The organism is Nocardia sp. CA-135398 (assembly GCF_050955845.1).
Taxonomy (GTDB): domain Bacteria; phylum Actinomycetota; class Actinomycetes; order Mycobacteriales; family Mycobacteriaceae; genus Nocardia.
Window position 1 is genome coordinate 1,005,958 of record NZ_CP192084.1, and the last position, 19,970, is coordinate 1,025,927.

15 protein-coding genes are annotated in these 19,970 nt (G+C 65.2%); 12 read left to right on the forward strand and 3 right to left on the reverse strand.

From position 1 onward, the window contains the following. The first annotated feature begins 1 nt into the window (after position 1). From ACQP1T_RS04760 to ACQP1T_RS04800, 9 genes are all read left to right on the forward strand, one after another. A complete protein-coding gene (locus ACQP1T_RS04760) occupies positions 2 to 1,066 on the forward strand; it encodes an MCE family protein (protein ID WP_433761977.1) in 1,065 nt (354 codons plus the stop codon). Further along, positions 1,066 to 2,076: an MCE family protein gene (locus tag ACQP1T_RS04765; protein WP_433758730.1), complete on the forward strand. Its 1,011-nt coding sequence runs from the start codon at positions 1,066 to 1,068 to the stop codon at positions 2,074 to 2,076. Before ACQP1T_RS04760 ends, ACQP1T_RS04765 begins: the two co-directional genes overlap by 1 nt. A gap of 1 nt (position 2,077) precedes the next feature. Next, the gene (locus tag ACQP1T_RS04770; RefSeq protein WP_433758731.1) at positions 2,078 to 3,352 is read left to right on the forward strand and encodes an MCE family protein; all 1,275 of its coding nucleotides are present in this window, start codon (positions 2,078 to 2,080) and stop codon (positions 3,350 to 3,352) included. A 197-nt stretch (positions 3,353 to 3,549) separates the two neighbouring features. Beyond that, the gene (locus tag ACQP1T_RS04775; protein WP_433758732.1) at positions 3,550 to 4,737 is read left to right on the forward strand and encodes an MCE family protein; all 1,188 of its coding nucleotides are present in this window, start codon (positions 3,550 to 3,552) and stop codon (positions 4,735 to 4,737) included. Beyond that, entirely contained in the window at positions 4,734 to 5,975 is a 1,242-nt protein-coding gene (locus ACQP1T_RS04780; protein ID WP_433758733.1) for an MCE family protein, read from the forward strand. Before ACQP1T_RS04775 ends, ACQP1T_RS04780 begins: the two co-directional genes overlap by 4 nt. Positions 5,976 to 6,025: 50 nt before the next feature. Next, positions 6,026 to 6,721 (forward strand): hypothetical protein, encoded by a 696-nt coding sequence (locus tag ACQP1T_RS04785; RefSeq protein ID WP_433758734.1) that lies wholly within the window; start codon positions 6,026 to 6,028, stop codon positions 6,719 to 6,721. Positions 6,722 to 6,732: 11 nt separating this feature from the next. After that, complete coding sequence (locus ACQP1T_RS04790; RefSeq protein ID WP_433758735.1) at positions 6,733 to 7,443, forward strand: hypothetical protein; 711 nt, start codon at positions 6,733 to 6,735, stop codon at positions 7,441 to 7,443. 420 nt (positions 7,444 to 7,863) lie between these two features. Beyond that, a complete protein-coding gene (locus ACQP1T_RS04795; protein ID WP_433758736.1) occupies positions 7,864 to 11,367 on the forward strand; it encodes a DNA-directed RNA polymerase subunit beta in 3,504 nt (1,167 codons plus the stop codon). A 106-nt stretch (positions 11,368 to 11,473) separates the two neighbouring features. After that, positions 11,474 to 15,427, forward strand: coding sequence for a DNA-directed RNA polymerase subunit beta' (locus ACQP1T_RS04800; RefSeq protein ID WP_433758737.1), 3,954 nt, complete (start codon positions 11,474 to 11,476; stop codon positions 15,425 to 15,427). A gap of 61 nt (positions 15,428 to 15,488) precedes the next feature. Here ACQP1T_RS04800 and ACQP1T_RS04805 read toward each other — a convergent pair whose 3' ends face one another. Next, positions 15,489 to 16,172 carry a hypothetical protein gene (locus ACQP1T_RS04805; RefSeq protein ID WP_433758738.1) on the reverse strand — a complete coding sequence of 228 codons (684 nt, stop codon included), beginning with the start codon at positions 16,170 to 16,172 and terminating at the stop codon, positions 15,489 to 15,491. 234 nt (positions 16,173 to 16,406) lie between these two features. On the opposite strand from ACQP1T_RS04805, the gene ACQP1T_RS04810 reads away from it, so the two are divergent. Continuing rightward, on the forward strand, positions 16,407 to 16,727 hold the full coding sequence (locus ACQP1T_RS04810; protein WP_433758739.1) for a CD225/dispanin family protein: 321 nt from the start codon (positions 16,407 to 16,409) through the stop codon (positions 16,725 to 16,727). A 69-nt stretch (positions 16,728 to 16,796) separates the two neighbouring features. Further along, entirely contained in the window at positions 16,797 to 17,267 is a 471-nt protein-coding gene (locus tag ACQP1T_RS04815) for a PaaI family thioesterase (protein WP_433758740.1), read from the forward strand. Between the two features lie 33 nt (positions 17,268 to 17,300). Here the strand turns inward: ACQP1T_RS04815 and ACQP1T_RS04820 are convergent, their stop codons facing one another. Beyond that, positions 17,301 to 18,308 (reverse strand): aldo/keto reductase, encoded by a 1,008-nt coding sequence (locus tag ACQP1T_RS04820; RefSeq protein ID WP_433758741.1) that lies wholly within the window; start codon positions 18,306 to 18,308, stop codon positions 17,301 to 17,303. 100 nt (positions 18,309 to 18,408) lie between these two features. On the opposite strand from ACQP1T_RS04820, the gene ACQP1T_RS04825 reads away from it, so the two are divergent. Next, complete coding sequence (locus ACQP1T_RS04825; protein ID WP_433758742.1) at positions 18,409 to 19,275, forward strand: helix-turn-helix transcriptional regulator; 867 nt, start codon at positions 18,409 to 18,411, stop codon at positions 19,273 to 19,275. Here ACQP1T_RS04825 and ACQP1T_RS04830 read toward each other — a convergent pair. After that, a complete protein-coding gene (locus tag ACQP1T_RS04830; RefSeq protein ID WP_433758743.1) occupies positions 19,265 to 19,909 on the reverse strand; it encodes a hypothetical protein in 645 nt (214 codons plus the stop codon). The two genes, ACQP1T_RS04825 and ACQP1T_RS04830, sit on opposite strands and share 11 nt — an antisense overlap. Between the last annotated feature and the right edge of the window lie 61 nt (positions 19,910 to 19,970).

The window sequence follows — 19,970 nt, forward strand, 5'->3', positions numbered from 1 at the left end:
GATGCGCGGCCTCGGCGGGCCGCTGACCAAGCTCATCATCTTCGTCGTCGTCACGCTGTTGGCGACCACGATCCTCGGGCTATCGATCGCCAACTACACCGGCGGGGGCACCGCGTTCAAGGCGCGCTTCACCGATGTCACCTCGCTCAATCCCGGTGACGAGGTGCGCATCGCCGGTGTCCGGGTCGGCAAGGTCACCAGCGTCGAGATCGTGGACAAGCGTCAAGCCGAGGTCGGATTCGAACTGACCGACCGAGATTGGCTGCCCGCCTCCACGACGGCGACCATCAAGTACCGAAACCTGGTCGGCCAGCGCTATATCGCGCTCGAACAGGGCACGGGGGAGCAGGGTCGCAAACTCAACAAGGGCGCGACCATCGGGCTCGAGCACACCAGGCCAGCGCTGAACCTGACCACACTGTTCAACGGATTCCGTCCGCTGTTCCAGACGCTGACCGCCGATGATGTGAACAAACTGTCCTACGAGATCATTCAGGTCTTCCAGGGCGAGCAGGGCACCATTCACGATCTGGTGGCGACCACCGCGAATCTGACGAACAAGATCGCCGACAAGGACGCGGTCATCGGTGACCTGGTGCGCAACCTGACGGCCGTACTCAACGCGGTCAATGAGCGCGAGGGCCAGTTCGATCAGCTGATCGTCAATACCGAGGCGCTGGTCAGTGGACTGGCCGCCGACCGCGACACCATCGGCAGCTCGGTCACCTCACTCGGAAATCTGGCCTCGGCCACGGCGGATCTGCTGGTGCCGGTCCGCCCGACGCTGCAGGGTTCGATCGCCGGCCTCAGCCAGCTCACCGGCACCATCGACGAGCGCAAGGACGAAGTGAACACGGCGCTGACGAACCTGCCGATCAAGATGGAAAAGCTCGGCCGCGCCGGCAGTTACGGCTCGTGGTTCCAGTTCTATCTGTGCGGTATCGACATCGTGGTCGGACCGGGCGCGGTGGACGCTCCGCAGCTCAACCTCCCGGCCGGGATGCCGACGGTCAACCAGCCGCTCTACACCAATGCCGCGCCGCGCTGCCAGGGGAAGGGTCACTGATGGACGACCGGATCCTGCTCGGCAAGCGCAGCCCCGCGTTCATGGGTGTGCTCGGCCTGGCCATGGTGCTGCTCGTGACGGTCTCCGCGTTCTTCCTGGACAGGTTGCCGATCATCGGCGCGGGCACCAGGTACACCGCGCAGTTCTCCGAGGCCGCGGGCCTCAAGAAGGGCAATGAGGTCCGCATCGCCGGTGTGAAGGTCGGTGCGGTATCGGATGTTCGGCTCGACGGCAATAAGGTGCTCGTCGACTTCCGCACTCAAGACGCCTGGATCGGCAATGAGACGACCGCCTCCATCCAGATCAAGACCGTGCTCGGACAGAAGTATCTGGCGCTGGATCCGAAGGGCTCCGAGCCCGCCGATCCGAGCAAGGTGATTCCGTTGTCGCGCACGGTATCCCCGTACGACGTGGTGGACGCGTTCAGCGATGCGGCAAAGAACATCGACCAGATCGACACCGCACAGCTGGCCACCAGCATGCGGGTGCTCTCGGAGGCGTTCGAGACCACACCGCCGGAGATCCGCAACTCCATCGACGGTGTCGCCCGGCTCTCGGAAACCCTCGGCAAGCGCGATGAGGAGCTGAAGAAGCTGTTCGCGGCGACCAGGCAGACCACCGGTGTGCTCGCCGACCGCAATCAGCAGTTCGAACGCCTGCTGGCCAACGGCGGACAGTTGTTGGCCGAGTTGAACATTCGCCAGCAGTCCATCGCACAGCTGCTCACCGGAGCCAAGACGGTGTCGGCCGAGCTGAGCGCGCTGGTCGCCGATAACGAGAAGCAGATGGGTACGGCGTTGACCAACCTCGAGGCCGCCATCGATCTGCTGAACGAGAACCAGCAGAACATCTCCAAGACACTGGAACTCGCAGCGCCGTTCTACGGCCTCTACGCCAATGTGCTCGGTACCGGTCGCTGGTTCGACGCGGTGATCGTGAACCTGCTCCCGCCCGGTCTGCCGGAGATTCCGGGCGACCGTCCGCCGGTGCGCACCATGGGAGGTAACTGACATGGGGGTGAACTGGCCTCGTAAGGAGCCGCTCACCGCGATACGCACCTCGCGTCGCGGCACCAAGGCGACCATCGCGATCGGCGTGATCGCGGCGCTGGTCCTGGCAGGTGCCCTCTGGTGGCTTTTCGACCGGATGACCACGACCAAGATCACCGCGTATTTCGACCGCTCCGTCGGCATCTACGAGGGTTCGGATGTGCGCATCCTCGGCGTGCCGGTGGGCAAGGTGGATTCCGTCGAACCACAGGGCGAGCAGGTCAAGGTGGTGATGAGCGTCGACCGCGGCTTCGACGTGCCCGCCGAGGCCAAGGCCGCGCAGATCACGCCGTCGATCGTCTCCGACCGCTACATCCAGCTGACCCCGGCCTACACCGGCGGACCGAAAATGGCACGCGACGCGACCATTCCGCGCGATCGCACGGTCACCCCGGTCGAGGTGGATCAGCTGTACAAGAGCATCACCGAACTCTCGGATGCGTTGGGCCCCAACGGCGCCAACGCCCAGGGTGCGGTGAACCAACTCGTGCGCACCTCGGCCGCGAATCTGGCGGGCAACGGAGAGGCGTTGGCCAACAGCATCACTCAGCTCTCGCGCGCGGCGCGGTACCTCGGCGATGCCCGCGGCGATATCTTCGACACCGTCAAGAATCTGCAGACCTTCGTCACCATGCTGGCCCAGAACGACCAGCAGGTGCGGCAATTCAACGCCCAGCTCGCGGACCTGTCGACCTTCCTCGCGGGGGAGCGCCAGGATCTCGGTGCGGCACTGAACCTGCTTTCGGTCGCACTCGGCGATGTCGCCCGATTCATCGATGAGAACCGGGATCTGGTCCAGCGCAATGCCCAGGGGTTGACCACGCTCACCGCGACATTGGCCAAGCAGCGCGACGATCTGGCCGCGACACTGCCGGTGCTGCCGCTGGCGCTGAGCAACCTGATCAATATCCACAATGCCGAATCCGGCACCCTCGATATGCGCGCCAACTTCACCGATCTGCAGGATCCGTTCGGCGCGGTGTGCAAGATGCTGGATCTGAGCAAGTTGATGCCGGGCGATCCGAAGTTCGAGGCGCTTGGCAAGCAGATGCGTCCGATTCTGGAGCACTGCAAGGAGATCACCGACCAGATCACCGCCGGTGTGAAGACGCCGACGCTGATCCTGCCGTTCGGCATCCTCAGCAATGACAACCAGCAGCGCGACCCGGTGCCCGGCACGGTTCCCGGCACCCCGTCCGATCAACTTCCGCCCTCGCAGGGAGGTGGCCAGCGATGAACAGGCGAATGCGTTCCGCGGCACGCGCCCTCGCCGAAGCGACTGCTCGCAGGTCGCTCGAAAGGGTCCGCGTAGCGACTGCTCGCAGGTCGCTCGAAAGGGTCCGCGTAGCGACTGCTCGCAGGTCGCTCGAAAGGGCCCGCGTAGCGACTGCTCGCAGGTCGCTCGAAATGGTCAGCGCCGTGCTGGTGGTCGGCATGAGCACCGTTCTGGTTGCTTCGTGCTCGTCCGAGGGCATTTACGCGGTGCCGCTGCCAGGCGGCGCCGATGTCGGCGACCATCCGATGACCATCGATATCCGGTTCGACGATGTGCTCGATCTGGTGCCGCAGTCCGCGGTCAAGGTCGAGGGCGTGGCGGTCGGCCGCGTCGAGAAGATCGCCCTTGCGCCGGACGGCTGGACCGCCAGCGTGCGCGCGGTGGTGAACTCCTCGGTCGATCTGCCCGCCAATGCGCGGGCCGAGGTGCGGCAGTCGAATCTGCTCGGCGAGAAGTTCATCGAGCTGTCCAAGCCCGCCGAGGAACCCGAGAGCAACAAGCTCGCCAATGGTTCGGTCATCCCGGCCGACCACACCCGGCACGCGACCGAGGTCGAGCAGGTGCTCGGCGCGCTGTCGTTGCTGCTCAACGGTGGTGGCGTCGCACAGCTGCAGCCCATCGTCACGGAGCTGAACAAGACCCTCGGCGGCCGCGAGCAGCGGGTGCGTTCGCTGCTGGATCAGGCCAATACCCTGATCGGCGGGCTGAACGAGCAGGTCGACGACATCACCAAGGCCATCGACGGACTCGCCACGCTGAGCAATCGGGTGAGCACCCAGACCGATCAGATCAGCCACATCATCGATGAGCTGCCGCAGGGCATCAAGATCCTGAACGAGCAACGGCCGCAACTGATTTCGCTGCTGCAGCAGTTGGATCGGGTGGGCCAGGCCGGTTTCGACGTGTTGAACCACTCGAAGGATGATCTGATCAAGGATCTGACCTCGCTGCGTCCGACTCTGCAGGAACTCGGCAAGGCCGCACCGGATCTGGTGACCGCGCTGCCGCTGGTGCCGACCTATCCGTTCCCGGACTCGACGCTGGAGGGCACCTTCGGTGGTCAGGTGAACACCTGGCTCTCGGTGGATCAGCAGATCGGCGTCACGCTCAGCAATCTCGGTGTCGGCAAGGGTGATCCGGTCTACATCCCGCCGCCCTACGGCCCCGAGGTGCCGGTGAATCCGACCAACCCGTACTACGGCGGCAATGGTCCGCGCCCGGGTTGGCCGACGGTATCGCTGCTGCCGCTGCCGCCCAATATTCCTCGCTACCCCGCTGGCCTGCCGCAGCTGCCTGCCGATCCGCTCGGGGCGATTCTCGACCAGATCGGAGGTGGTCAGCGATGACCCGTCTGGTGCGCTACCAGCTGGTCGCGTTCGCCGTGATCGCGGTGCTCGGCGTGGTTTTCGTCGGCGCCAAATACGTTCGGCTCGAGCACATGCTCGGCATCGGCGAGTACAACGTGAAGGTCGACGCCAAGCAGACCGGCGGCATCTACAAGGGCGCCGAGGTGACCTACCGCGGCGTCCCGGTCGGCCGGGTCGGCAATCTCGAACTGACCGAGTCGGGTGTGGCGATCGATCTCGTGCTCGATTCGAGTGCGCCGAAGATTCCGGACTCGGCCAAGGCGGTGATCGCCAACCGCTCGGCCATCGGTGAGCAGTACGTCGATCTGCAGCCCGATGCCGACCACGGCCCGTACCTGCGCGACGGTTCGGTCATCGCCTCGGCGACGACACCGATTTCGGTCGAGCAGCTGGTGACGAGCGTGGACACCTTCACCCGCTCGGTCGATCTCACCGCGCTGAACACCACCGTCACCGAACTCGGCAAGGCCTTCGACGGCAAGGGCGACGACCTCAAGGTCTTCATCGATTCGCTGAACAAGTTCACCGCGACGTTCAACGACACCCTGCCGCAGACGATCCAGCTGATCCGTGACGGCCGGATCGCACTGGGCACCCAGGCCGAGCAGTCGGGCTATATCCGGCAGTTCAGCCAGGGCCTCGACGAACTCACCGCCCAGCTGCGCTCGAGCGATCCGGATCTCCGGCGGTTGATCGGCACCGGCACCGATGCGGGTGAGCAGATCACCGCGCTGCTGAACGAGAGCGGCGGTGCGCTCACCGAGGATCTGACCAACCTGCGTCAGGTACTGCTGTCCATCTCGCCGAAGTTCTACGCGCTGCGCCCGCTGCTGCAGATGCTGCCGCAGTTGTCCATCGGCGCGTCGTCCACCGCGCCCGGCGACGGCACCAGCCACTTCGGTCTGGTGCTGGAGGCGAACAATCCGCCCGCCTGCACGCAGGGTTACGAGGGCACCAAGGCCATCCTGGACCAGATGAAGCGGGAGAATCCGGACTTCGACGACACCCGCGACGAATTCCCGTTCAACAAGGACGCGAAATGCACTGTGCCGTTCGGCAATCCGACCGCGGTGCGCGGCGGGCTGCGCGCCGATCTGGCGGATCCGAGCATTGTGCAGCCCTGGGACTCCAACCCCAAGACCGATCCAGAGAAACTGAATCTGAACCCGATCGCCGTGCAGATGGCCACCCTGCTGGGGGTCACGCCCAAGCGGTGAACAGGACCTATGCGGCTACCCCGCAGTAATAGAAGTTAGGGTGTCTGGCTGTGAGCATCGACATGTCCAAGGAAACGCCGACGGTGGTCGGCTCCGATTCCACGGAAGCTGATGCCGCAGCGCATGACGCGACGGCATCGGATCCCGTGCGCCCGACGGTCGCGTCCGCGGACGCGCCACGCGGACGACTCGCGGTCACCATGGTCGCGGCCGCCGCGTTGGTCGTCGCGTTGATCGCCGCGGTCTGGTTCGGCACCGGATGGGTGCGGGCCGCGTTCTTCACCGACGGTCCGCGTGCCGAGGCGCGCGATACCGCGCTCGCCGATGCCAGGCAGGCCGCGATCAATCTGATGTCGCTGGATCCCGGTGACGTTGATGGTTCGATCAAACTGATCCAGTCGTCGATGACCGGATCGCTGCTCGACGATGCCACCAAGACCCAGGATCAGTTCCGTGAGCAGGCCGAGCAGGCCAAGACCAGGCTGGAGTCCAAGGTCATCGGCTCCTCGTTGACCACGCTGAACTCCGAGCGCGACCACGCCTCCGCGCTCATCGTGCTGCAGACCACCCGGACCGCGCCGGATGTCGCGCCGTACTCCTACCGTCAGACCTGGGCCCTCGACCTCGTCAAGCAGGGTGCGGTGTGGAAGGCCGAGAAGGCGAGTCCGTTGAGCCAGCCGATCCCCCTGAATCAGCCGACTGCCGCACAGCCCGGTGCCACGCCCGCGCCCAAGCCCGGATCGTAGGAGAACCCGTCATGGCATCTCGTCGACCAGTCAATCGGGTCACTCCCCGCAACCGTCCGGCCGTCGGCCGCACCGCGGCGAACGCCGGGTCCGTCAGCACCCGCCGCAACACCCGTGCGGCCGAGGAAGCGACCACGAAGCGGCGGACGAAGGTCGCCGGTACCGCTGAGGCGGTCCGTCCGGCTCGACAGCCCGCCGAAGCATCGCTGCCGTGGTCACAGCGGTTGCGCCCGCGCGCGGGTTGGGCCGTGGTCGCGGCCCTGCTCCTGGTCGCCGTGCTGCTCGGCGCATTCGCCGCGGTCGCGGCCGTGCGTCCCGGCATCGACGATTCCAATGCGGCCTATGTGAACAGCAAGGCCACCGAAGAGGTGACCGCGGCGGCCTCGCACGCGTTGAAGACCATCTACGCCTACGACGTGAACAAACTCGACGGCTACAAGGACGCGGTGCACGGTGTCGTCACCGGGCAGATGCTCGCCGATTTCGACAAGTACGCCGATACCAATCTGGCCGCCCTGAAACAGGCGCAGACCAGCGCCGATGCCCTCGCCGACCCGATCGGGGTGACCTTGCTCACCGACGATCGGGCCGAGCTGCTGGTGAACTTCGTGGTCAGTGCGAACAAGAACGGGGTCGCCCAGCAGAGCGCGTCCGGCCCGATCGTGCTGAAAATGCAGAAGGTCGACGGCAAGTGGCTGGCCGCGGCCATCGTCGACCAGTGATTTCGACGGCATAAGCCCAGCGGGGCAGGGGATCTGGCCGATCATCGGGTCGAGCCCGCCACTTGACGAGTTTCGCCGGACACGTCACGCTATTCACAACAGCGGCAGCTGTCACAGTGGCTCCTCGTGCCCCGTGGCCCCCGACGCAGCCAGCGATTCGGACACGGCACGCGGCCATAACGGTCACGGCGTGCCGCCACGCGGAGGCTTGTTCGGGTGGTACTTTGACACCACCTTGCGTATTGGTGTACGGTTGGACGTTGCGCTGGCTGCCTCCTGTCCATACCTCGATTTGCACACGTAAGTTCCACCTTCCGGTGTTACTTCCGTTGTTGCCTGTTCGGGTTTCGTTCGGGTTGTATCCAGCGGAATTCGTAGCAGACAAGCGACGGTCGCGGACCACCACGCGACGCGCGTGAGGTGCTGGAAGGACGCATCTTGGCAGTCTCCACCCAGACCAAGGCAGTTGCCGGAATCCCCGGAGCCCCGTTGCGGGTGTCTTTCGCGAAGATCCGTGAACCCTTGGAGGTGCCCGGACTTCTCGATCTACAGACCGACTCATTTGCATGGTTGATCGGCTCGCCCTCGTGGCGGGAAAAAGCCGCGGCTCGCGGCGACGGCGGACTAACGGGCGGTCTGGAGGAGGTACTCGAGGAGCTCTCGCCGATCGAGGACTTCTCCGGCTCCATGTCCCTTTCTTTCTCGGATCCTCGTTTCGAGGAGGTCAAGGCCTCCATCGACGAGTGCAAAGACAAGGACATGACCTACGCGGCGCCGTTGTTCGTGACCGCCGAGTTCATCAACAACAACACCGGTGAGATCAAGAGCCAGACGGTCTTCATGGGTGATTTCCCGATGATGACCGACAAGGGCACGTTCATCATCAACGGCACCGAGCGCGTCGTCGTCTCGCAGCTGGTGCGTTCGCCGGGTGTGTACTTCGATCACAGCGTCGACAAGGCCACGGAGAAGGACCTGCACAGCGTGCGCGTCATCCCGTCGCGCGGCGCCTGGCTGGAGTTCGACATCGATAAGCGCGACACCGTCGGTGTGCGCATCGACCGCAAGCGTCGTCAGCCGGTCACCGTGCTGCTGAAGGCGCTGGGTTGGACGAACGAGGAGATCGTCGAGCGTTTCGGCTTCTCCGAGATCATGATGTCGACCCTGGAGAAGGACAACACCGCCGGTCAGGACGAGGCGCTGCTGGACATCTACCGCAAGCTGCGTCCGGGCGAGCCGCCGACCAAGGAGTCCGCGCAGACCCTGCTGGAGAACCTGTTCTTCAAGGAGAAGCGCTACGACCTGGCTCGCGTGGGTCGCTACAAGATCAACAAGAAGCTCGGCATCCACCTCGGCGAGCCGATCACCGCATCGGTGCTCACCAAGGAAGACATCGTCACCACCATCGAGTACCTGGTGCGTCTGCACGCGGGTGATCGGATGATGACCGCGCCGGGCGGCGAAGAGGTGCCGGTCGAGGTCGACGACATCGACCACTTCGGCAACCGTCGCCTGCGCACCGTGGGCGAGCTGATCCAGAACCAGATCCGGGTCGGTCTTTCCCGGATGGAGCGCGTGGTCCGCGAGCGGATGACCACCCAGGACGTCGAGGCCATCACGCCGCAGACCCTGATCAACATCCGTCCCGTCGTGGCCGCGATCAAGGAGTTCTTCGGAACTTCGCAGCTGTCGCAGTTCATGGACCAGAACAACCCGCTGTCGGGCCTGACCCACAAGCGTCGCCTCTCGGCGCTCGGCCCGGGTGGTCTGTCCCGTGAGCGCGCCGGTCTGGAAGTCCGTGACGTGCACACCTCGCACTACGGCCGCATGTGCCCGATCGAGACCCCGGAAGGCCCGAACATCGGTCTGATCGGTTCGCTTTCGGTGTACGCGCGGGTCAACCCGTTCGGCTTCATCGAGACGCCGTACCGCAAGGTGGTCGACGGCGTGGTCACCGATGAGGTCAAGTACCTCACCGCCGACGAGGAGGACCGCCACGTTCGTGCGCAGGCCAACTCGCCGGTCGACGCCGACGGCCGCTTCATCGAGGAGCGTGTGCTCTGCCGCCGGGGCAACGACGAGAACGAACTCGTCCCCGCCTCCGAGGTCGACTACATGGACGTTTCGCCGCGCCAGATGGTTTCGGTCGCGACCGCGATGATTCCGTTCCTCGAGCACGACGACGCCAACCGTGCCCTCATGGGTGCGAACATGCAGCGCCAGGCCGTGCCGCTGATCCGTTCCGAAGCCCCGATCGTGGGTACCGGTATGGAGCTGCGCGCCGCGGTCGACGCCGGTGACGTCGTGGTGAACGAGAAGTCCGGTGTGGTGGAAGAGGTTTCGGCCGACTACGTCACCGTGATGGCCGACGACGGCACCCGCAAGAGCTACCGGATGCGCAAGTTCGCCCGCTCGAACCAGGGCACCTGCGCGAACCAGCGTCCGATCGTGGACGAGGGTCAGCGCGTCGAGTCCGGTCAGGTGCTCGCCGACGGTCCGTGCACCGAGAACGGTGAGATGGCGCTCGGCAAGAACCTGCTCGTGGCGATCATGCCGTGGGAAGGCCACAACTACGAGGACGCGATCATCCTGTCGCAGCGCCTCGTGGAGGAGGACGTGCTCACCTCGATTCACATCGAGGAGCACGAAATCGACGCCCGCGACACCAAGCTCGGCGCCGAGGAGATCACCCGGGACATCCCGAACGTCTCCGACGAGGTCCTCGCGGACCTGGACGAGCGCGGCATCGTGCGGATCGGCGCCGAGGTTCGTGACGGCGACATCCTGGTCGGCAAGGTCACCCCGAAGGGCGAGACCGAGCTGACCCCGGAGGAGCGGCTGCTGCGCGCGATCTTCGGTGAGAAGGCGCGCGAAGTGCGCGACACCTCGCTGAAGGTGCCGCACGGTGAGTCCGGCAAGGTCATCGGCATCCGCGTGTTCTCGCGCGAGGACGACGACGATCTGCCCCCGGGCGTCAACGAGCTGGTCCGGGTGTACGTGGCGCAGAAGCGCAAGATCCAGGACGGCGACAAGCTCGCCGGTCGCCACGGCAACAAGGGTGTCATCGGCAAGATCCTGCCGACCGAGGACATGCCGTTCATGCCCGACGGCACCCCGGTGGACATCATCCTGAACACCCACGGTGTGCCGCGTCGTATGAACATCGGCCAGATCCTGGAGACCCACCTCGGGTGGATCGGCAAGGCCGGCTGGGATGTCGGTGGCTCGGACGGTTCCCGTCCGGACTGGGCAAAGGCACTGCCGGAGGAGATGCTGGCGGCTCCGGCCGAGTCCAACATCGCCACCCCGGTGTTCGACGGCGCTCGTGAAGAGGAGCTGACCGGTCTGCTCGCCTCGACCCTGCCGAACCGCGACGGTGAGCGCATGGTCGACGACAACGGCAAGGCGACGCTGTTCGACGGACGTTCCGGTGAGCCCTTCCCGTACCCGGTGGCCGTCGGCTACATGTACATCCTGAAGCTGCACCACCTGGTCGACGACAAGATCCACGCCCGTTCGACCGGTCCGTACTCGATGATCACCCAGCAGCCGCTCGGTGGTAAGGCGCAGTTCGGTGGTCAGCGCTTCGGTGAGATGGAGTGCTGGGCCATGCAGGCCTACGGCGCCGCCTACACGCTGCAGGAGCTGCTCACCATCAAGTCCGACGACGTGGTCGGTCGCGTGAAGGTGTACGAGGCGATCGTCAAGGGCGAGAACATTCCGGAGCCGGGCATTCCGGAGTCGTTCAAGGTGCTCCTGAAGGAGCTCCAGTCGCTGTGCCTCAACGTCGAGGTGCTGTCTTCGGACGGCGCGGCGATCGAGATGCGCGACGGCGATGATGAGGATCTGGAGCGCGCGGCCGCGAACCTGGGCATCAACCTGTCCAGGAACGAAGCCGCGACCGTCGACGATCTGGCGAACTAGGCGGTAGGGCCGGATGTCGTGCACGCCGACGACATCCGGCCTCCGCGCTCGACCAACTAGTGAACTTTTTGCTCGAATTCGACCCGAATAGGGGAAAGGAAGTTACGTGCTAGACGTCAACTTCTTCGATGAACTCCGGATCGGTCTGGCCACCGCCGAAGACATCCGCCAGTGGTCCTACGGCGAGGTGAAAAAGCCGGAGACCATCAACTACCGCACGCTCAAGCCGGAGAAGGACGGCCTGTTCTGCGAGAAGATCTTCGGTCCCACCCGGGACTGGGAGTGCTACTGCGGTAAGTACAAGCGTGTCCGCTTCAAGGGCATCATCTGTGAGCGCTGTGGCGTCGAGGTGACTCGCGCCAAGGTGCGCCGTGAGCGGATGGGCCACATCGAGCTGGCCGCTCCGGTTACCCACATCTGGTACTTCAAGGGCGTGCCTTCGCGCCTCGGGTACCTGCTCGACCTGGCGCCGAAGGATCTGGAAAAGATCATCTACTTCGCCGCCTACGTCATCGTCGGCGTCGATGAGGAGCTGCGGCACAACGAGCTCTCGACGCTCGAGGCCGAGATGGAGGTCGAGAAGAAGGCGGTCGCCGATCAGCGCGACGCCGATCTCGAGGCCCGCGCCCAGAAGCTCGAGGCCGATCTGGCCGAGCTCGAGGCCGAGGGCGCAAAGTCCGATGTCCGCCGCAAGGTCAAGGACGGCGGCGAGCGCGAAATGCGTCAGCTGCGCGACCGCGCCCAGCGCGAGCTGGACCGGCTCGACGAGATCTGGAACACCTTCACCAAGCTGTCGGTCAAGCAGCTCATCGTCGATGAGGTGCTCTACCGCGAGCTGATCGACCGCTACGGCGAGTACTTCACCGGCGCCATGGGTGCGGAGTCCATCCAGAAGTTGATGGAGAACTTCGACATCGACGCCGAGGCCGAATCGCTGCGCGAGACCATCCGCAGCGGTAAGGGCCAGAAGAAGCTGCGCGCGCTCAAGCGGCTCAAGGTCGTCGCGGCCTTCCAGGCCAACGGCAACTCGCCCATGGGCATGGTGCTCGACGCCGTTCCGGTGATCCCACCGGAGCTGCGCCCGATGGTTCAGCTCGACGGTGGCCGCTTCGCCACCTCCGACCTGAACGACCTGTACCGCCGCGTGATCAACCGCAACAACCGCCTCAAGCGACTGATCGATCTCGGCGCGCCCGAGATCATCGTCAACAACGAGAAGCGGATGCTGCAGGAGTCGGTGGACGCGCTGTTCGACAACGGCCGCCGCGGCCGCCCGGTCACCGGACCGGGTAACCGCCCGCTGAAGTCGCTGAGCGATCTGCTCAAGGGTAAGCAGGGTCGTTTCCGGCAGAACCTGCTCGGTAAGCGCGTCGACTACTCGGGCCGTTCGGTCATCGTGGTCGGTCCGCAGTTGAAGCTGCATCAGTGCGGTCTGCCGAAGCTGATGGCGCTGGAGCTGTTCAAGCCGTTCGTGATGAAGCGTCTGGTCGATCTGAACCACGCGCAGAACATCAAGTCCGCCAAGCGGATGGTGGAGCGGCAGCGGCCTCAGGTGTGGGATGTCCTCGAAGAGGTCATCGCCGAGCACCCGGTGCTGCTGAACCGTGCGCCCACCCTGCACCGCCTCGGTATCCAGGCCTTCGAGCCGCAGCTGGTGGAAGGTAAGGCCATCCAGCTGCACCCGCTGGTCTGTGAGGCGTTCAACGCCGACTTCGACGGTGACCAGATGGCCGTGCACCTGCCGCTGTCCGCGGAGGCGCAGGCCGAGGCTCGCATCCTGATGCTGTCCTCGAACAACATCCTGTCGCCCGCCTCGGGTCGTCCGCTGGCCATGCCGCGTCTGGACATGGTGACCGGTCTGTACTACCTGACCCGCCTGGAAGAGGGCGCGAAGGGCGAGTACCAGGCGGCCACCAAGGACGCACCGGAACAGGGCGTGTACTCCTCGCCCGCCGAGGCGCAGATGGCCGTGGACCGCGGTGAGCTCACCGTGCGTTCGCTGATCAAGGTGCGCCTCACCGACCAGCGCCCGCCGAAGGCGATCGAGGCCGAGCAGTTCCCGGACGGCTGGAATCGCGGCGACGCTTGGATCGCCGAGACCACCCTCGGTCGCGTGCTGTTCAACGAGCTGCTCCCGGCGGACTACGCGTTCATCAACGAGCAGATGCCGAAGAAGCGTCAGGCCACGATCATCAACGATCTGGCCGAGCGCTACCCGATGATCGTGGTCGCGCAGACCGTCGACAAGCTCAAGGACGCGGGCTTCTACTGGGCCACCCGTTCCGGCGTGACGGTCTCGATGTCGGACGTGCTCGTTCCGCCGGAGAAGACCGAGATCATGGAGCGCTACGAGGCGCAGTCCGATCAGATCGAGAAGAAGTACCAGCGTGGTGCTCTCGACCACCAGGAGCGCAACAACGCCCTGGTCAAGATCTGGCAGGAAGCGACCGAAGAGGTCGGTAAGGCGCTGCGTTCGCACTACCCGGCCGACAACCCGATCATCACGATCGTCGACTCGGGCGCGACCGGTAACTTCACCCAGACTCGTACCCTCGCCGGTATGAAGGGCCTGGTTACCAACCCGAAGGGTGAGTTCATCCCGCGGCCGATCAAGTCCTCCTTCCGTGAGGGCCTGACGGTGCTGGAGTACTTCATCAACACCCACGGTGCGCGTAAGGGTCTGGCCGACACCGCGCTTCGCACCGCCGACTCGGGTTACCTGACCCGTCGTCTGGTGGACGTCTCGCAGGACGTCATCGTGCGCGAGCACGACTGTGGCACCGAGCGCGGCATCGTGGTGCCGATCGCGGAGAAGCAGCTCGACGGCTCGCTCATCCGGGATGCGCACGTCGAGACCTCCGCCTACGCGCGGACTCTCGCGTCGGATGCGGTGGACACGAAGGGCAACGTCGTCGTGGCGAAGGGCGCCGACCTCGGCGATCCGGCCATCGAGGCGCTGCTCGACGCGGGCATCACCGATGTGAAGGTTCGCTCCGTGCTGACCTGCACCACCGGCACCGGCGTGTGCGCGACCTGCTACGGCCGCTCCATGGCGACCGGCAAGCTGGTCGATATCGGTGAGGCCGTCGGTATCGTCGCCGCGCAGTCCATCGGTGAGCCCGGTACCCAGCTGACCATGCGTACCTTCCACCAGGGTGGTGTCGCGGGTGACGACATCACCGGCGGTCTGCCCCGTGTGCAGGAGCTCTTCGAGGCTCGTGTGCCGAAGGGCAAGGCGCCGATCGCGGAGGTCTCGGGTCGGGTGCGGCTCGAGGACGACGATCGCTTCTACAAGATCACCATCATCCCGGATGACGGTGGCGAAGAGGTTGTCTACGACAAGCTCTCGAAGCGTCAGCGTCTGCGGGTGTTCAAGCACGACGACGGCACCGAGCGTCTGCTCTCCGACGGTGACCACGTCGAGGTCGGCCAGCAGCTGCTGGAAGGCGCGGCGGATCCGCACGAGGTGCTGCGCGTGATGGGCCCCCGTCAGGTGCAGATCCACCTGGTCCACGAGGTCCAGGAGGTCTACCGCTCGCAGGGTGTGTCGATCCACGACAAGCACATCGAGGTCATCGTGCGCCAGATGCTGCGTCGCGTGACGATCATCGATTCGGGTGCCACGGAGTTCCTGCCCGGCTCGCTCACCGAGCGTTCCGAGTTCGAGGCCTCCAACCGTCGCGTCGTCGCCGAGGGCAATGAGCCCGCGGCGGGTCGCCCGGTGCTGATGGGTATCACGAAGGCGTCGCTCGCGACCGATTCGTGGCTGTCGGCGGCATCCTTCCAGGAGACCACGCGAGTCCTGACCGACGCGGCCATCAACTGCCGCTCGGACAAGCTCATCGGCCTCAAGGAAAACGTGATCATCGGCAAGCTGATCCCGGCCGGTACCGGCATCAACCGCTACCGGAACATCCAGGTCCAGCCGACCGAAGAGGCTCGTGCCGCGGCGTACGCGGTGCCGTCCTACGACGACACCTACTACTCGCCGGACAGCTTCGGCACCACCACCGGTGCCGCGGTCCCGCTCGACGATTACGGTTTCAGCGACTACCGCTGACCCGGTAACAGCATTCGGCCCCCGCTCCCTCCGGAGCGGGGGCCCTTTGCGTTGTCCCGGTCTACCGATCCCGATGACGCACTCGGGGACAGGTTTTGCCTGCGATATGGCATTTCTCCTCGAACCCCGCCGGTAGCCAGTTGCCCGATAGCAGGAGGGGGTGGCGCGGGAACTGGGTGTGCGCCGCGAGCGCGAAAATCAGTACGGCCCATGGGCTTTGGACCTGCAGCAGGTGTGGATTGCCGTTGCGGTCCGGATAACGGCAGACCAGCCGGTCGGGACCGGGCATATCCACCATTTCCAGACCCGCCCAATGCACCGAGAACGAATGATCGGCGTTGTAGCAGTACATCCGTCGGTCTGAAACCATTACCGTCCCGGGACGTTCGGCCACCCATCGCGGGCGCAGTCCGGCCTCGGCCTGGCGGCGGCGCGAGCGGTTCGCCATGGCATTGCCGATATGGGCGGCGGCCACGAAGGACAACGATCCGACCGCGATGACGCTGTTGGGATTCCAGGTTCCGTCGCCGACCGCCCGCCACTGAAACCAGACCGCTGGGCCCTCGGCCAGGCAGATCTCGTCGGATTCGGTTCGGACCATGGTGGCTCGGGTCGGCAGTTCGGCAAGCCGGTCGTGCAGCAGGAAGTCGATGACACCGCAGGTGTACAGCAGATGGTCGTCGGCCGTGGACCAACCCACTTGCTGCGCGATGATCCGATCGATATCGGCGGTCGGGTCGTACATCGGCCCTACCGTCCGATCGGCCACGGACACATCGGCTTTCCCTCAGCTTTCCGAGTCGACGCCGTCATGCAATATCCAATCGCGATAGATATGCCACCGTTGTCAATTGTGCCCAAGCCGAGCCGATCGCGCGATCATCCGCGGTCGCCGTGCACAAGTGCGCGAAAAGGTTCGTAGGCTGGAGCGGCCCGAAATGTCGGGACCGGCCGCCGACTTCGAGACGGGACTACACCCATGACGTACGGACAACAGCCCGGCTATGGCTACCCGGCGGCCCAGCCGCAGTTCGAGCCACCGGCACATCTGGGCTTCGCGGTCCTCGCCACGATTATCGGGACGTTCACCTGTCTGGTGGGGACGGCGCTCGGGCTGGTCGCGATCGTCATCGGTACCCAGGTGCATTCGAAGTGGATCGCGGGTGACGTGGCGGGCGCGATGGATGCGTCGAAGAAGGCGCGGGGCTGGGCGATCGGAGCCATGGTCGCGAATGTGCTGTGTGCGGTACTCGCGCTCGGCTACCTGGTCGTCACGCTCACCCAATCGTCTTCCTACTGATCTACGGTGGATAATTGCTATCCGCCGGGGTATGAAATTAGAACACGTTTCAGTTCGGTGGGAGATGCGATGGATGACGCGGCCATGGGCGATCTGGTGATGGCCGGATTTCAGAAGCTGGGATTTATCCAGTTCACCGGCATCGAAGGTGTGGCATTCAGCGCTGGCCGCAATGTCGTGACGATGGCGCCCAAGCCCGAACATCTCAACCACAACGGCGATCTGCATGCCGCGGTGCTGTTCGGGCTGGCTGAGACCGCGGCGATGGGCGCGTCGATTTCCGGCATTGTCGATCTGATGGGTGAGACATTCATCGTCGCCCGTGACGGCCGGATCGAATACCTCGCGCGGGCCAAGGGCGAGGCGGGTCCGTTCCGCGCGACCTCCGAGTTGACCGCCGAAACCCTGGCACAGGTGCGCGCCGATATCGCGGCGCGGGTCGACGTCGAACTGGAGGTGCCGGTGGATATCACCGACAGCACCGGAAAGTCCGTTGCCGCATCGGCATTCACGGCGGTCATTCGGCCACGGCGGAAGTGAGCTGGGAGGAACACACCCTCCCAGCACCGGATTTCAGCGCTCGCTGTCGAGCAACGCCATCTGCGCTTGCGCATAACGCTCGCCCGCGATCTGATCCGCTGGCACCGCGGCTTCGATGGTGGCCAGTTCGTCGGCGCTGAGCTGGATATCCACGGCCCCAAGGGATTCCGACCAGCGCTTGCGCGTGCGCGCGCCGAGGATCGGCACGATATCCGCGCCCCGCGTCAGCACCCAGGCAATGGCCAGTTGCGCGACCGAGACATCCTTCTCCGCCGCGATTTTCGCGAGCGCGTCGACCAATTTCAGGTTCTGGTCGAGATTTTCACCCTGGAAGCGCGGGCTGTGCGCCCGGAAGTCGGTCGGCGCGAAGGTCGCTCCCGGACGAACCGAATCGCTGAGCAGGCCACGCGACAGCACGCCGTAGGCGGTGATGCCGATGCCGAGTTCCCGTACCGCGGGCAGGATTTCGGCCTCGATACCCCGGGAGATCAGCGAGTATTCGATCTGCAGATCGGCGATCGGGTGCACGGCGGCGGCCCGACGAATGGTTTCTACGCCGACCTCGGACAGGCCGATGTGCCGGATATAACCCGCCTCGACGAGTTCGGCCATGGCCCCGACGGTCTCCTCGATCGGGACGTTCGGGTCCAACCGCGCGGGCCGGTAGATATCGATGTAATCCACCCCGAGCCGCTGCAGGCTGTAGATGAGGAAGTTACGCAGCGCGACGGGTCGATTATCGGTGCCGCCCCAGGTGCCACCCGGTCCGCGCAGTGCGCCGAACTTCACGCTGAGCACCATGTCCTCGCGAGGACGCTCGGCGATGGCCCTGCCGATCAACATCTCGTTATGACCAGCGCCATAGAAATCGCCGGTGTCGATGAGGTTGGCGCCGGAGTCCAGGGCGGCATGGATGGTGGCAATCGATTCGGCGTCGTCGGCGGCGCCGTACATGCCGGACATGCCCATGGCGCCCAGTCCGATGCGACTGACCGCCGGGCCGGTATCGCCGAGTTTGCTGGTGAGCTTCGATGTCGTCATAGGACCAGCTTGGACCCTGTCCACGCGCGGCGGCAGAGATCGCTTATCGGGGGATCGGCGATCCCTGGCTGGCCCGCGCGTATTAGGGGAAAGTGGTGCTATGGACCGCTCCGAACTGGCCGATTTCCTGCGCAGGCGTCGCGAACAGTTGACGCCCGCGGATGTCGGGCTGCCACCGGGGGTGCGCAGGCGCACGCCCGGTCTGCGCCGAGACGAGGTGGCAATGCTGGCGGGCATGTCCACCGACTACTACACCCGCCTCGAGCAGTCCCGCGGCCCGCGTCCCTCCACCCAGGTGCTGGCGTCGCTGGCGCGGGCGCTGCGCTTCAGCAATGACGAGCGCGACCACCTGTATCACCTGTGCGACCACGCCCCGCCCGGACGCGAATCCGCCGACAAGCACGTCGGTCCCGGGCTCATGCACATGCTCGCGAAATTGGACGACACCGCGGCCACGGTCATCACCGACCTGGGCGAGGTGCTGGTGCAGAATCGGATGCACACCCTGCTCGTCGGTGACCACGCGAATCGGCGCGGCTGGGACCGGTTCTATGCCTGGCGCTGGTTCACCGATCCGCAGTCGCGTTCGATCTTCCCAGAGGACGACTGGGAGCGGTTGGGCCGCAACCACGTCGCGGATCTGCGCGCCACCGCGGCGCGCCGATCCGGCGATGCCGACGTCACCGAATATGTGAGCCGATTGCGTGCCGCGAGTGCGGAATTCGAGCGGTTGTGGCACGAACACGAAGTGGCGGTGCGCACTTCGGATATCAAGCAGATCCTGCATCCGGAGGTCGGCCGGATCGATACGGTCTGCGAAACCCTGCTGACCCCGAACGCGGCACAGCGTCTACTGGTCTATATGCCGCGTCCGGGCACCGATGCCGCGGAGAAGCTGGATCTACTGCGCGTCATCGGGACGCAGCGCCTGCTACCGCACGACGATATCGGCTCGTTCAGGGATTGAGGTCGAAGTAATCCATCGCCGCCTGCACGGCGGGTTCACCACCACCGGCGGACAGACCGGCGAACGCACCGATGGCCCCGCCGACCACGGTCATGACCGGGACGGTGACGAAGTCGAAGACGAAAAGACCGAGCGGGAAACCGAGCACGAATCCGATGGCCGCACCGATGGCGGCGCCGGTCAGTACCTGCGGCATGGACTTCTCGACCTGATCGAAGAAGCGCTCCTCGGTGCTCACGTCCCGCACGGGGTCATCTGTGGTGCTGATCGGGGTGAGCGAGAGCCGGGTGCCCGCCGGATCGATGGTCGGCACCAGATCGATCCGATGTCCGGCGATCTTCACCGCGGTCGGCAGGGCGGCGACCACCCGCCCGTCGGGATCGGTCAGCGAGATGACCTTGTTGTCGCGAACCAGATCCCAGCGACCCTCCGAAATGGTCGTCACCACGGCGTGACGATTCTGCGTCGCCGCGACGTGATAGCCGATGTGCTGGAAGAAACCCTGCAGATCGAGGGGTACGTCGGCGGTCGAATTCGGCGCGGCCGGTGCGGGTTCGGCGTGTACGACGCCGGTGCCGATCGTGATGGCCGCGAGCGCAAGCAGTGCCGTCGCGGTGATTCTGGAGATCCTCATCCTGCTCTTTCATCCGACCGCCGGCGTGGAATGTCCGGTTTGCTGCGGACGAAGATACCGG